Origin of the sequence: Ruegeria sp. Ofav3-42 (assembly GCF_022347725.1) — a bacterium.
GTDB lineage: Bacteria > Pseudomonadota > Alphaproteobacteria > Rhodobacterales > Rhodobacteraceae > Ruegeria.
Genome location: NZ_JAKRGB010000010.1, coordinates 67,752 through 80,534, shown reverse-complemented (window position 1 = coordinate 80,534; position 12,783 = coordinate 67,752). Strand labels below are relative to the sequence as shown.

The 12,783-nt window shown below is 56.9% G+C and carries 13 protein-coding genes and 2 pseudogenes; 3 read left to right on the top strand and 12 right to left on the bottom strand.

The window, feature by feature from the left end; genetic code table 11:
- The first annotated feature begins 956 nt into the window (after nt 1–956).
- A complete protein-coding gene (locus MHN28_RS15340) occupies nt 957–2,558 on the top strand; it encodes a BCCT family transporter (protein ID WP_239343265.1) in 1,602 nt (533 codons plus the stop codon).
- Between the two features lie 82 nt (nt 2,559–2,640).
- Here MHN28_RS15340 and MHN28_RS25050 read toward each other — a convergent pair.
- The 10 genes and pseudogenes from MHN28_RS25050 to rbfA all read right to left on the bottom strand — a co-directional run bounded on the left by MHN28_RS25050 (nt 2,641) and on the right by rbfA (nt 9,312).
- A pseudogene (locus MHN28_RS25050) lies at nt 2,641–3,291 on the bottom strand (sulfotransferase family 2 domain-containing protein).
- 113 nt (nt 3,292–3,404) lie between these two features.
- A pseudogene (locus MHN28_RS15325) lies at nt 3,405–3,584 on the bottom strand (outer membrane protein); the annotation flags it as partial.
- A 45-nt stretch (nt 3,585–3,629) separates the two neighbouring features.
- On the bottom strand, nt 3,630–4,043 hold the full coding sequence (locus MHN28_RS15320) for an outer membrane protein (RefSeq protein ID WP_239343257.1): 414 nt from the start codon (nt 4,041–4,043) through the stop codon (nt 3,630–3,632).
- 327 nt (nt 4,044–4,370) lie between these two features.
- Entirely contained in the window at nt 4,371–4,640 is a 270-nt protein-coding gene (rpsO, locus tag MHN28_RS15315; RefSeq protein WP_008757925.1) for a 30S ribosomal protein S15, read from the bottom strand.
- Nucleotides 4,641–4,784: 144 nt separating this feature from the next.
- Nucleotides 4,785–5,807 carry a calcium-binding protein gene (locus MHN28_RS15310; RefSeq protein ID WP_239343255.1) on the bottom strand — a complete coding sequence of 341 codons (1,023 nt, stop codon included), beginning with the start codon at nt 5,805–5,807 and terminating at the stop codon, nt 4,785–4,787.
- 95 nt (nt 5,808–5,902) lie between these two features.
- Entirely contained in the window at nt 5,903–6,406 is a 504-nt protein-coding gene (locus MHN28_RS15305; RefSeq protein WP_239343253.1) for a DUF1643 domain-containing protein, read from the bottom strand.
- A 102-nt stretch (nt 6,407–6,508) separates the two neighbouring features.
- Nucleotides 6,509–7,069, bottom strand: coding sequence for a hypothetical protein (locus tag MHN28_RS15300; protein ID WP_239343251.1), 561 nt, complete (start codon nt 7,067–7,069; stop codon nt 6,509–6,511).
- Between the two features lie 141 nt (nt 7,070–7,210).
- Complete coding sequence (truB, locus tag MHN28_RS15295) at nt 7,211–8,122, bottom strand: tRNA pseudouridine(55) synthase TruB (protein ID WP_239343249.1); 912 nt, start codon at nt 8,120–8,122, stop codon at nt 7,211–7,213.
- A 54-nt stretch (nt 8,123–8,176) separates the two neighbouring features.
- Nucleotides 8,177–8,920, bottom strand: coding sequence for a phosphodiester glycosidase family protein (locus tag MHN28_RS15290; protein ID WP_239343247.1), 744 nt, complete (start codon nt 8,918–8,920; stop codon nt 8,177–8,179).
- Nucleotides 8,917–9,312: a 30S ribosome-binding factor RbfA gene (rbfA, locus tag MHN28_RS15285; RefSeq protein ID WP_010438628.1), complete on the bottom strand. Its 396-nt coding sequence runs from the start codon at nt 9,310–9,312 to the stop codon at nt 8,917–8,919. The genes MHN28_RS15290 and rbfA overlap by 4 nt, the downstream gene beginning before the upstream one ends.
- 89 nt (nt 9,313–9,401) lie before the next feature.
- On the opposite strand from rbfA, the gene dapB reads away from it, so the two are divergent.
- On the top strand, nt 9,402–10,211 hold the full coding sequence (dapB, locus tag MHN28_RS15280) for a 4-hydroxy-tetrahydrodipicolinate reductase (protein ID WP_239343245.1): 810 nt from the start codon (nt 9,402–9,404) through the stop codon (nt 10,209–10,211).
- A gap of 6 nt (nt 10,212–10,217) precedes the next feature.
- Here the strand turns inward: dapB and MHN28_RS15275 are convergent, their stop codons facing one another.
- A complete protein-coding gene (locus MHN28_RS15275) occupies nt 10,218–11,075 on the bottom strand; it encodes a hypothetical protein (RefSeq protein WP_239343243.1) in 858 nt (285 codons plus the stop codon).
- 79 nt (nt 11,076–11,154) lie between these two features.
- A complete protein-coding gene (locus MHN28_RS15270) occupies nt 11,155–11,748 on the bottom strand; it encodes a TetR/AcrR family transcriptional regulator (RefSeq protein ID WP_239343241.1) in 594 nt (197 codons plus the stop codon).
- A 100-nt stretch (nt 11,749–11,848) separates the two neighbouring features.
- On the opposite strand from MHN28_RS15270, the gene MHN28_RS15265 reads away from it, so the two are divergent.
- Nucleotides 11,849–12,736 (top strand): DMT family transporter, encoded by an 888-nt coding sequence (locus tag MHN28_RS15265; RefSeq protein WP_239343239.1) that lies wholly within the window; start codon nt 11,849–11,851, stop codon nt 12,734–12,736.
- The last annotated feature ends 47 nt before the right edge of the window (nt 12,737–12,783 follow it).

Genomic DNA, 12,783 nt, shown 5'->3' with positions numbered 1-12,783 from the left:
CGCCCCTGCGGGTCTCCCGTTTGCATGGCGGCCCCATTGCCGCCGACCCCAATTTATCTTCCGTTCGAGTGCCGGGGTCAGGGCACAACGTCTCAGATAGCGCGCGCATACATGAGAACGGGCCGAATTAAAAGAGGTCTCGCGTTCAGGAGTGATTATCGGCCTCAATGGTTCAAGGCCAACCTGCGGACAGGTCCAAACTCAAAAAGACCGCTCGCGAGCTTTGCGCAATGCCCGAATGTCCGTTGCCGTTTCTGCATTTGGTGGCGAGCCAGACGTGTGCGGGGCGTCGCTATTCTGGAACTTCAAAAGCGCCCCAATGCAGACACGGACCAGACCCAGGAATTAAGCCAGAGCAGGGCTGCGGCCGCTGCCATCCCTCTTAGGACCGTTTCCAGATCGATTTCCGGCAATGACGGTGTTGTAAGTATTTAAAAACCGACACAATGACGGGCAAGAGGGCAAACACCGTTGTGACCGGCTGGCTAATGTAACTTGCATCCCGAGCGTGACCAGATTCAGGACGGCCCAAACACCAACAGAAGCAACGCTGATCAGAAGGATCGGGACAATCGTGGGCGCAAAAACGCCAAATGACAGTGTCAACGAGTTGAGGATGAGGGTCAAAAGTGCGTGCCTTCAGATGAGAGTGTCGTAATTCGTAAAATGGCTGGAATGTCCTAAGTAGTTATCGCTAGATTCCACCTAAGGGAGAACGGTACGCAAGTGAGGAGGGGTGAAAGCGGGACTGCGTTCCTGCTTTTGGGTTCTCCATGGGCCGGGTATACATATTCCAAAGACAGAATGCGTTTTGCGAAATTTTGGTGTCAGTGTAATATGTTAACACTTCCCTCAAGGTCGACATGACGGGAGCGCGCCAAGGGAGTCGATAACTCAGAACCGTCATCCGGCAGAATACCTTGGCGTTTGCATTGCGCGAACAGAAGGGCAGTCGAATGGCTGACACCAAGAAAATGCTGGATCCGGATCCGCGGATCTATGATTTTGAGACCGAATACGAGCTTGGGCAAGACAACGTCCGGCCCTTCGGTCTGGATATCCACAACCCGGTTTTCCTGATCTCGAGCATCGTGATCTTCGCATTTGTGCTGATCGCACTGGCCAATCAGGAGGCTACAGCCACGTTCTTTGGCTGGCTAAGGCCTTGGCTGACCAGCACATTTGACTGGTTTCTGGTGCTATCGGTCAATGCAATCACCCTGTTTTGTCTGGTCCTGATCGTGTTGCCGGTTGGCAGCGTTCGGATCGGAGGCAAGGATGCAAAGCCGGACTATTCCTATCCCGGATGGATCGCGATGATGTTCGCAGCCGGTATCGGTATCGGCCTGCTGTTTTTTGGCGTGATGGAGCCCGTCTATTACAACTTTGCTGAAGATGGCGGCGCACGGCCGCTGGGCATTGATATCGCGGTGCCCGGTAACGAATACGCTGGCGTTGTCGGCACCATCCACCATTGGGGGCTTGAGGCATGGGCGGTCTATGCCGCCGTCGGTCTGAGCCTGGCAATATTCGCCTACAATCTTGACCTTCCCCTGACCTTGCGTTCGGCGTTCTACCCAATCCTTGGCGAGCGTGTTTGGGGTTGGTGGGGTCATATCATCGATACACTGGCGGTTTTTGCCACGCTGTTTGGTCTGACAACTTCACTCGGGCTGGGCGCTCAGCAGGTTGCGGCAGGGCTTTATGAGGTGTTCGGCATCGAACCCAGCCCGACCGTTGTCGTTTTGCTGATCATAGGCATCACCATGATAGCCTTGGGGTCGGTCCTGATGGGTATGGATGCAGGCGTCAAACGGCTGAGTGAGATCAACATGGTTATGGCCGTCGGGCTTTTCATCTTTGTAATAGCCGTTACGGGCGTTGGAACGGCAATCAGTCGTTACTTCAACGTGATGGCAGATTACGTGCGCCATTTGCCAGCCTTGTCCAACCCGTTTGGGCGGGAGGACACCAGTTACTTCCACGGCTGGACGACGTTCTACTGGGCGTGGTGGATCGCATGGTCGCCGTTTGTGGGCATGTTTATCGCCCGCATCTCGCGCGGTCGCACGGTGCGTGAGTTCATCATCTGCGCATTGTTGGCCCCCACAGCGGTATGTGCCCTGTGGATGTCGACATTCGGTGGTGCGGCCATCGATATGCTGAATGTAGGCGGAGCCGAAGGTGTCCGTGCAACGGTGATCGAAAGCTATGCCCCCGAAGGCGCGCTGTTTGGGTTCCTGAAGGAACTGCCGCTCTACGGTATCGTGGCCCCAATCGCTTTGGTGTTGATCGTGATCTTCTTCGTGACCTCGTCGGATTCCGGATCGTTGGTGATCGACACGATCACCGCGGGCGGCAAGATGGATGCACCGGTGATCCAACGGGTGTTCTGGTGCACTCTGGAAGGTCTGGTTGCCATTGCATTGCTGCTTGGCGGAGGGCTTGCTGCACTGCAGGGCGCTGCGGTGTCGACCGGCATCCCGTTCACGCTGGTGGTTCTGATTATGTGCTACTGCTTGTGGCTGGCGCTGAAATCTGAACGGGCGAAGATGTAAGCTGACATCCCAAGAACAGGAAATGCCCGCCAATTTGGTGGGCATTTCTCTTTCTGCCGCGCACTTCGTCCACGCCGACAGGTTACTTCAGAAACCCAAGAACGCCGGATTTTTGTCGGCGGTTTCCGTCCTCGAACTCGTACCCCAGCAGGTCGATGTCCCGTTCGTAAGTCCGCGCGATCACTGCGCGGCTTTCATCGTCGTAGTAGTCGCGGAAATCAGAACGTTTCGTCTGTTTTCTCCGGCGTACGAGCGAGCGCCGCAGCCCTAGCTTTTTCAGCACCACCTTGAGGTCGTCTTCGAACCTTTCCGACCTGCCGACAAAATCCAGAGGCACCGCGCCGGCGGCGTCTGTCAGATAGGTCCATTGCGGTTTGAAATAGCGGATATGCAGGAATGCCTCGGGGTCGTCGGAAAACGCGGAGGTGAACTCTGCGAATGATCAGTGTGACGTCACCTGAGCCATTTCCGGGCGTCACTGGCACACATAGTGATAGGCCGAGACAAACCGATCCCAGGGGTTTCTTACAAAGCTGAACTTGAAGTAGTCGGCGGCCCCATCCCCAAGCACATCGAGATATTGCGAAACAAACTCGCAATCATCGCAGCGGGGATCTGTATTGTTCACCCGCCGTCCCAGGAAACGATTGCGTTTCAGCATCGTTGTCAGCGTTGATCCACCGTTCTTCGGAATGTTCACGAAAATCGCGCGGTGATTTGGGTAAACTGGCATTTTTCGTCCTCGAAACCACAGTCCTTGCATGTCGGGCATCCAAACAGCATGGGAACTGCAAAGCTCGAAACATCCGGCTGAGGCGGATCGTGTTATTACACTCTCGGGGTTCTTCAGAACCGATACGCAACCCGGGCAGTGATTGTACTCAGATCGATGTCCGAGTCGTCGGACGCGCCATCTAATCTGCCGCTAAGATCGCGATAGGTATTGTCCGCGCCTACCAACCACTTGTCCGAGACATTGTACTCCATACCCAGTCCGATGTTGAAGCCGTTCAGCGTGGTCTGACTGTCACGGTCTTTGAAGGATGCACTGGGATGAACGCGGAATCGCGATCAGGACCATCCCAGCGCGCCGTAGAACATGAAATCACCGTTCACATAACCCACCCTGCCGCGCAGGTCGGAAAAGTCCAAAACCTCGCGCCGCTCGGGATCGGGGGCGTCGTTTTGCAGAACGTGGGACATGTTCGAATACCGAAACTCGGCGCCGTAAATCCAATCGCCTCGTTGCAGGTTATATCCGACCAGACCACCAAAGCTGCGCCCGTTGTCCGGGTCAATGGACGCGTTCACATTTCCGCCGGATAAAACCGGGTAATCCGTCGTGCCATCTGACGTCGCCGCGCCAAGTTCCAGACCCACATACGCGCCATCGAATGCGCTGCCGGTCGCGGTGTTCTGCGCGAGTGCCAAGTTCGGTATGAACTGAACCAACGGTAATAGAGACACAAGCGCCACTGCTTTCATGGGTACTCTCCTAAAAACCAAAAAACTGACGTCACAAATTCGCATGTATAGAAAGCATAGGGGATTTGGTAGGGCGGGCAAATATTAAGTAAAGGGTGCGGGCATTTAGCCGCCTATGGGCGGCAAAAAACTCCGGAGAATTCCTGGTGGTTTGAAAGATGGAAACCAGTTGTTTTTTGACCTCTTCCAAAGATTGGTTCGGGCTGAATTGAAGGCCTGGAAATACGCGTTTTTCGCAACATGAAACAAAAAACGCCCGCCAATATGGCGGGCGTTCCAATAAACCAAACCGGGTCTCAAACCCCGTTCGAAATGCGCAAATGACGCTTAACGACGGATGCCCAGCTTTTTGATCAGGTCCTGGTAGCGCGCTTCTTCTTTGCCCTTCAGGTAGTCCAGCAGCTTGCGGCGTTGAGCAACCATCTTCAGCAGACCACGACGACCGTGGTTGTCTTTCTTGTGGGTCTTGAAGTGCTCGGTCAGCGTGGTGATGCGCGAGGTCAGGATTGCAACCTGGACTTCAGGCGAACCGGTGTCGCCGTCCTTGGTTGCGAATTCTTTCATGACGCGTGCTTTTTCAGCGGCAGTAATCGACATCGGGGTCTCCTTTGAAAGGTTAGAGTTGATGGCGCAGGCCGGGATGTCGTCCAGCACAGGCCCATGGAGAAAACCGCACCGATTCCGATGCGGATGGGCGCGTATAAGCGCATTTCGGGCAAATGGCAAAAGGATTCTGCGGGTTCAGCCAAGCGCGCTGAGTTGCGACAGGTCCTGACCATTGATCAATTGGATATCGTCCAGCGTCAACCCGTCAGCGCCCAGCAATTGGGCGACGTTCTGCCCGTTGACCAATACGCGGGTCAGGTTTTCGTTGCCGGCGTCGGTTTCGATCTGAATTTCCGGATCTTCCTCACCTTCCCAGGATATTAGCAGCTTGTCCTGACCCGGTTCGAAATCCATGACTTTGACCGCCTCGTCGTCATCCTCCGGGGCGATCTGGATGCTGTCCGCGCCGTCACCTCCGGTCACGATGTCTCCGCTATCTGCCAGGATCGTATCATCGCCGGCACCGCCATTCAGGAAATCCATGGACTCTTCGTTTTCGCCGTCGCCGCCGGTCAGTACATCGTTGCCGTCACCACCAAACAACACGTCCTTACCTGCACCGCCGTTCAGCACGTCGTCGCCATATCCGCCGTGCAGCGCATCCTCTCCCGCTCCTCCGGTCAGAGTGTCGTTGTCCTGACCGCCGAACAGGTCATCATCGCCTTCGCCGCCGTCCAGTTTGTCCGCGCCGAAATGACCGTAAAGCGCGTCGTCACCAGCATCACCGGACAGATCGTCATCGCCGCCCTCACCATGCACTACGTCATCGCCTTCGCCGCCTTCAATCGTATCAATGCCGTCACCGCCATGCAGGGTGTCGTTGCCCTCGCCCCCGATCACCGTGTCGTCACCGCCATAGCCGTTGATCTGGTCGTCCCCATCCTGTCCTGTCAGGACGTCCGTGTCTTCGCCGCCGGCAATGACCAGATCGCCCTCGAACTCCGAGATTATGGTCCCGGTCGAAAGCTCAGGTACTTCGGTCGGCTCGGGGTCGTCTACGTTTTCGCCCACGTCCAGAAAGTTCCCATCGGGAACTTCCTGAGATTCGTCATCGATAACGTCGTCCTCTTCGGAGTTTTCGTCAGAGTCGAATATGTCGCCCATCGCATAGGCCGCACCGCCGACTGCGGCCAGACTCAGAAATCCGATCAGAAACATGGGAACCCTCCGAGAACGCACTGCTCCGAGGGTGAAATATCCCATGATGTCAGTCAGTTGGTCAAAGCCAAGCTGGACTCGTGGTTAACCTTTGGTCACCAGGGTTCGGGTTGCTGAGTGTAAGCGACATAGAGCGGGTGCTTGGGATGTCCGTCTTTGGTCAGCCCCAGATGGAACAGGGGCTGGCCGGTGCCGCGCAGCAGGTTTTCTACTGCGGGGCCGCGTTCAAGATGAGCACCATGAGTGCCCCAGGCGGCGATAACCTGATCCGCCCATTCGACGCCGTCCAGGATGGCCGCGTCATTCTCCGGACCCACAGGATCGCCAGCGGCGCGCATTTTGCGTGGGTCGGTGTCGCGCCAGGCAAAGATGTTGGTCACCTGAAACGCGCCGAACCCCAAGGCCCGCGCGCGGCGTTCGCAGCGTTCGACAGTGGGGTCGTTCTGAACCTCGGTCGCGGTGGATGGGTTCAGCATCACGAACAACGCCTTACGCCCGTCCGGATCCCAGACGCGGGTCAGGCTATAGCGATACTGCTCGCAATCCGAATAGATGGCGGTCGAGGGCGCGTCGCCCTTGGTATGAGAACGGGTGATCATCCCGCTGGCCTAACACGCTAAATCAAGCAGGGCCAACGACTATGTTCAGAAAAACCTGCTTTCAGTCCTGAGTAAATTGCCCGGCAACTTGACCAGATAAACTCAATGACATGGCTGGGGGCGCCGAACCCTTCTGCCAATCGCAAACAAGAACATAAGTGCTGCGGCCAACAGAGCGAAAGGCGCAGGAAGCGGAATCGGGCTCATCGGCGGTCCCTGTGAAATCGAGTACTCGCCTGAGTTAGTTACAGTATCCGGAACTCCGCCAACGAGAGGGAAGATTGCAAAAAGAGGCGGTTCGACTCCCGGATTGCCCGAATCCTCCAACGACAGGATGCACTCCATTGCCAGACAAGCTCCACCGGCCATGGAATTCAAGATAAACCCTTCCGTGCCCGGGTTTCCGCGGATGTCATTGTCCACCGCATCGTATACGGGCGCTGCGTTTCCGACGCCAAGGGTATCAAAGGTGACGCCATCTATGGTGATCTCAAAACTCGAAAGAAGACCACCGGTATCCGGGGCTTCAAACGTGCCAATCGCACCGTCGATTTCGATTTGGTACTGCAGCGTCATTGCGGTTGCCGCCGGAACGGCAAAAAGGGACGAAGTCAGAGAAACAGCAATTGCTTTGAACAATTTGTCACTTGAGAAACTCAACATAATCACACTCCGAAAAGTTCAAGCGATAATGCTGATCATACCAAATTTAAGGCTTTTCGTCCAATTTTGCCTGACACAACCCTGTTCCCCTAAACGGTCGTGCATAGTTCGCGACACTTATGGACATTTTCGCTCGTTCTATCAGACCGGTTGAATGAACACCCGGCTGGGGTGTAATTCTCCAGATTTATAGATGCCCACGGCCACTGCCTTGCCATCCAGCGAGGCCCAGGCCTCGTCTCCGTATTCCACGTCCGAGGCCAGAACCATACCCGGATTACCATTGCGCAGACGGGTGGCACCTTCGGGTGTGCATTTCAATTCAGGCAGATCAGCGAGGCCGGTTTCCAGCGGGTGCAGGTATTCATCCAGAGCAGTGGTCTTGGCCATCTCGTCGATCTGTTCGATGTTCAACCCGTCTTCGACCTCGAACGGGCCGGACCAGATTCGACGCAGTTCTTTGACGTGGCCATGACAACCCAATGCTGCCCCCAGATCGCGTGCAATAGAGCGAACATAGCCACCTTTTCCGCAGGTCATTTCCAGCACGACGTGGTCTTCGTCGGGGCGATCGACCAAAATCAATTCCTCGACCCAAAGCGGGCGGGCCGTCAGTTCAACGTCCTCACCATCACGGGCCAGTTTGTAGGCGCGCTGGCCGTCGATCTTTACAGCTGAGAATTTAGGCGGCACCTGCATAATATCCCCCAGAAACGGGGTCAGCGCCTGTTTGATATCGTCATCTGAAGGGCGCGCATCGCTTTCAGCAATCACTTCGCCTTCGGCATCATCGGTGTTGGTGGCCTGACCCAGACGAACGGTGAAAGTATAGGCTTTCAACGCGTCGGTGATATAGGGAACGGTCTTGGTCGCTTCTCCCAGCGCCACGGCCAGAACGCCCGTTGCTTCAGGGTCCAGCGTGCCCGCATGGCCCGCTTTCTTGGCGTCCATCGCCCAACGCACCTTGTTGACCACAGCGGTCGAGGTCATGCCCGCAGGCTTGTCCACCACCAGCCAGCCGGAAATGTCGCGACCCTTGCGTTTACGTCCCATCTTGCACCTTGCCTTTTGCTGAGGCGCGCGAGTTATCGGATCACTCTGCCCCTGTCAATTTCGGGGTGCGTCTTCGACCACGCCAACGATCGGCCCCAGCGAAAACCCGACATCTGATCGATTGCTCGCCCGGTCATACATACGAGAGATATTGCCATCGAAGAACAATGCATTCGGGGTGTTCAGCACGTCCCGGAATAGGCTGCCAAACTCGTGAAACGTCACGTAGCCGTCTGAGATCGCGAACACAGCGCGGGTGCCGTCGTCGCTGGTGCCCACCCCGTTGCGCACATAGCGCGAAGTCGAATCGAGCAGAAAACGCGGGTGCAGCTCGCCGTTTATCACCAGCATCGGGCCGGACTGGGTAGCGAAACGGCACTCTGGAGCCTGATCAACATATTCCAACGTCTCGAACACATCGGCGCGGCCATCCCGGATGCAGAACACCCCGTTCGGAAGCAATCCGAAATTTCCCGGCCCGGCGTTCGGGATCACGCGCATCTGTTCCTGGCCGTTTTCGACGTAGTGCCCAACCGGTGAGCGGTCGTCGTGATACATCCCAGCATTCATCGCGAAAGCCAGACGTTTGTCATCCGAGTTCAGAGCATCATTCACCGAAGAAAAATGCCCAAGCAGAACGCCGTCGTGGTCGTTCAGGAACAGGCGCAAGTCTTCGTTAGCGGCATCCACCTCGCAGATAGTGTACCGCTTATCCTCATGGGTCAGTTTCTCACAGGTGACCGCAGAGGCTTGCGCCGCCCAGAAAACAGCGCCCAGCGTGGCCAGCGTTCGGATCACTCGTCGAGATCGCGGCGCACCGCGTCCTGTTCGAACATGCGGCGCGTGTCGTCCAGACGGTCAAACGTATCGTCCAGACGGAAGCGCAGATCGGGCGAGAATTTCAGGCCGACCTTCTTGCCGACCATACGCCGTAACTCGCCCTTGTTGCGGGCGAGCAATTCGATCACGTCCTCCTGCCCCTTGCCGCCCAAGGGCAGCACATAGGCGGTGGCGATCTTCAGATCGGGCGAGGTTCGTACCTCACCCACGGTGATCGACATACGGTTCAGGTCGGGGTCGTGGACATCTCCGCGCGCCAGAACCTCGGACAGGGTGCGGCGGATCAGTTCGCCGACGCGCAGCTGTCGTTGGGACGGGCCGGGGCCATCGTGGAATTTGTTCTTTGCCATATCCCCGATCTAAGGGCAAAGCAGGGCTTTGCCAAGCGGGCGCGAACGGGGTAGGAGGCTTTGAGCCGACTTTAGAAAGGACCAGCGCTATGACCCAAATTCCGGGGATCGTCATAACAGGGGCTTCGGGCCGTATGGGGCAGATGCTGATCAAGACCATCACCGACAGCGATCAGGCACGTCTGGTTGGCGTGGTTGAGCGTGCGGGCCATGACTGGATCGGGCAGGACGTAGGCACGGCGATGGGCGGCCAGGCGCTGGGCGTGAAAGTCACGGATGATCCGCTGGAAGCGTTTTCGCAGGCGCAGGCGGTGATCGATTTCACTGCGCCCGAAGCGACGCTGGAATTTGCTGCACTGGCCGCGCAAGCGCGCTGTGTCCACGTGATCGGCACCACAGGCATGACGGATGAGCAGATCGCTGCGCTGGAACCGGCTGCGCGTCACGCTGTCATCGTACGGGCAGGCAATATGAGCCTTGGCGTGAACTTGTTGGTGCAACTGACTAAAAAGGTTGCGGCTGCACTGGATGAAGATTTCGACATCGAAGTGATCGAAGGGCACCATCATCACAAGGTCGATGCCCCGTCGGGCACCGCGTTGATGTTGGGCGAGGCCGCCGCCGAAGGTCGCGGCGTGAAACTGGAAGATGTGTCCGACCGCGGCCGCGACGGCATCACCGGCGCGCGTCAACGCGGCAATATTGGTTTCCACGCCATTCGCGGCGGCGACATCGTGGGCGAACACGACGTCCTGTTCGCCGCCCCCGGTGAACGCATCGTCCTGCGCCATCTGGCCACCGACCGCGCCATCTTTGCCAGAGGTGCGCTAAAAGCAGCGCTGTGGGGGCAGGGTAAGGCCCCCGGTCAGTATGACATGGTGGATGTGCTGGGACTGTAGTCCCGGCTACCGGAACGCGGCAAGGCCAGGCGGCTCTGCGCCGTTCTCTTCCGCCGTCGCAAAGAGCAGCCCCAACCGCTGATCCCATGTCGGGTATTGGCCAGTCAGAGCATAAGTGAGGCGCTCGGCCCCGATTGAGATGCCAAGAGGCGCGACGGTGCCGTCGATTACGATCTCGCCGATCTCGGTCCAATTGGGTGGCGGAGGATAAGCCGTAGGCGCGGGCTCATCGGTTTCGCCTACGCGGTAATAGACGCCCATGGTGACGATGTAGTAGTCGCCAAACGGATCGGGAAAGAAATAGCCCGAGGCGTCGCGGGCCGCCAGGGCCTCGGCCTCATCCCGCAACAGGACTTTTTTCGCGAAAGGCAAGCCGATCTCGTCCAGCACCGGGCGCATGGTGTCGGCTTGCGGCACGCTGACAAAGGCGAGGCGCGACGGGTCGAGGCCAAACTTGTCGGTCAGAAGACCCACCATCAGACGGGTTGTGGTCTGACCATCAGCATCTGCGGGATGGCAGCCGACCTCATGAAACAAGGGCAGCACATCAGGGCGCTGCTTTTCTTCCACATCAGCGACCCGCGCCAATGGCTGGATCACAAAGGCGCCCATGGGCAGTTCGGCCTGATCGAAATCGTGCCGCAGCCCGCCGTTATAGTCGTTCGCTCCGGTCGCAATAGAAAGCGGCGTGGTCTGGGTGTAGCCGAGTTCGGAGAACGCCACCTTCAACCGGTCCAGCGTGTCGGCAAATTCCTGTTCGAACGAGTCGTTTTGATTGGATGCTGAAAGTGCAAGCCCCGGTAGCATCGATCCGACTGTAGCCGCTGTTCCCAGCTGGACAACTCTGCGTCTGTTCAAGCCCATAAGATGCCTCCGTGACATAATATTCGCGACGAGTCTGTTGAGAATAACACAGAAGAACCGGTCGGGTGTTAAAGGGTTCTTAAGTCCGCGCGGCCAGCCCTGCGAGCAGGTAGTCAGTTGCCGTTTCGGCATAGACTGCCAGTTCCTCTTCGGTCGGAACGCTTCGCCCCAGCATCGCGGCTTCTTGATGAGCGAACAACATGGCTGTCCACAGGCGCATCGGGATTTCCGGTTGGTCTACGCCCAGCCTGTTTTTGAAGAATTCGTGCAGACGTTCCTTGGTGTCGCTCGGTCCCATCGCAAAGAATGAGCGTACGATTTCAGGTGCTTTTGGTGCCTCGGCGATCAGCAGACGGATTGTATCCAGATGTTCCTGCCTCAGGTGCGATCGCATGAAACCGATGGCGAATCCGATAAGGGCTTCACGCGTATCCGGCACCTCCAGACTCTCCAGAAAATCTGCCTTGGGTCCTGGGCTCATGTGTCTGAGTGTTGCTTCAAACAGCTCCAGCTTTGATGAAAAATACCTATAGATCGTCTGTTTCGTGACCTGCGCCCGGGTCGCGATCGTGTCCATGCTGGCCAGAACGTAGCCCTCGGTCAGAAAGACAGATTTCGAGGCATACAGAATTTTCTGCCGGGTCTTTTCTTTGCGTGTTTCCTGCTTGCTCATGCTTGCACCCTAAAATCATACTAATTGGTATGATAGTCTTGAAATCTTCGCAAGCGGGCAATAATCATACCGATCAGTATGATTCTATCCGGTGGCTGACATGAAACCTTCCTATACCCTTGCTCTGCGATCCCAAAACCCACGTATGACCGGCATTGCGATTGCCCTTCTTGGCGCGTTGCTGATGAGCTTTGATCCGATTTTTATCCGTCTCTCGGGTGTCAGTGGATTTGACACCGCCTTTCTGTTCGGATTGTTCACGGCGATATCGATGTCGGCGTTCATTCAATTGCGAGATGAGCGTGGATTGATCGAAGTCCTTAAGGCCGGCGGCTGGCCAATATTTCTGTCGGGCCTGTTGATGCTGGGCAGCGCTTCGGCCCTTGTTCTGAGCATCAAGAACACGTCGGTCGCCAATACGTTTGTGATCCTCAGCACCTCGCCAGCGCTGGCAGCGTTGTTCAGCTGGTTCTTCCTGAAAGAAATCACACGACGGTCAACGTGGATCTCGATCGTGTTCGTTATGCTGGGGATCGCGATTGTGGTGTCGGGGTCTTTTGGGTCCGGGAACCTCAAAGGCGATTTGCTCGCTTTCTTTGCGGTGATCTGCCTGTCGCTGAACCAAACTCTGTTGCGCAAGTATCAGGACGTCAGCCGCATGGCGAGTGTCGGGCTGGGCGGGTTGTTCCTTGCACTCACGATGGCAATTGTGGCGGAACCTTCGGGGTACAGCCTCGGCACCTGGGTCATCATGGGGGCCATGGGGTTGTTTACCGCGCCGTTTGGCCGTGTGATGTCAGCGGTTGCGATCCGATATATCACCGCGCCAGAAGTTGGCATGATCCTGATGACCGAAGTGGTCTTTGCGCCGTTGTTTGCTTTCGGGTTCTTTGGAGAAATTCCGCCTGTCGCAAGCTTTATCGGGGGTGCAATCATTCTTGTGACGGTGCTGATCTATGCCGGGTTGTCCGCTAAGCGAGAACAGTGATCGCTAGTAAGATATCCGATCGCGTAGCAGGGCCGGTCCCAAGTGGA

Bases quoted from the DNA above. Each gene is read 5' to 3' on its own strand.
- MHN28_RS15310 (WP_239343255.1), bottom strand. From the start codon at position 5,807: ATGTTTCTGATCGGATTTCTGAGTCTGGCCGCAGTCGGCGGTGCGGCC.
- MHN28_RS15270 (WP_239343241.1), bottom strand. From the start codon at position 11,748: ATGAGCAAGCAGGAAACACGCAAAGAAAAGACCCGGCAGAAAATTCTG.
- MHN28_RS15275 (WP_239343243.1), bottom strand. From the start codon at position 11,075: ATGGGCTTGAACAGACGCAGAGTTGTCCAGCTGGGAACAGCGGCTACA.
- MHN28_RS15340 (WP_239343265.1), top strand. From the start codon at position 957: ATGGCTGACACCAAGAAAATGCTGGATCCGGATCCGCGGATCTATGAT.
- truB (WP_239343249.1), bottom strand. From the start codon at position 8,122: ATGGGACGTAAACGCAAGGGTCGCGACATTTCCGGCTGGCTGGTGGTG.
- rpsO (WP_008757925.1), bottom strand. From the start codon at position 4,640: ATGTCGATTACTGCCGCTGAAAAAGCACGCGTCATGAAAGAATTCGCA.
- MHN28_RS15265 (WP_239343239.1), top strand. From the start codon at position 11,849: ATGAAACCTTCCTATACCCTTGCTCTGCGATCCCAAAACCCACGTATG.
- dapB (WP_239343245.1), top strand. From the start codon at position 9,402: ATGACCCAAATTCCGGGGATCGTCATAACAGGGGCTTCGGGCCGTATG.
- MHN28_RS15320 (WP_239343257.1), bottom strand. From the start codon at position 4,043: ATGAAAGCAGTGGCGCTTGTGTCTCTATTACCGTTGGTTCAGTTCATA.
- rbfA (WP_010438628.1), bottom strand. From the start codon at position 9,312: ATGGCAAAGAACAAATTCCACGATGGCCCCGGCCCGTCCCAACGACAG.
- MHN28_RS15305 (WP_239343253.1), bottom strand. From the start codon at position 6,406: ATGATCACCCGTTCTCATACCAAGGGCGACGCGCCCTCGACCGCCATC.
- MHN28_RS15300 (WP_239343251.1), bottom strand. From the start codon at position 7,069: ATGTTGAGTTTCTCAAGTGACAAATTGTTCAAAGCAATTGCTGTTTCT.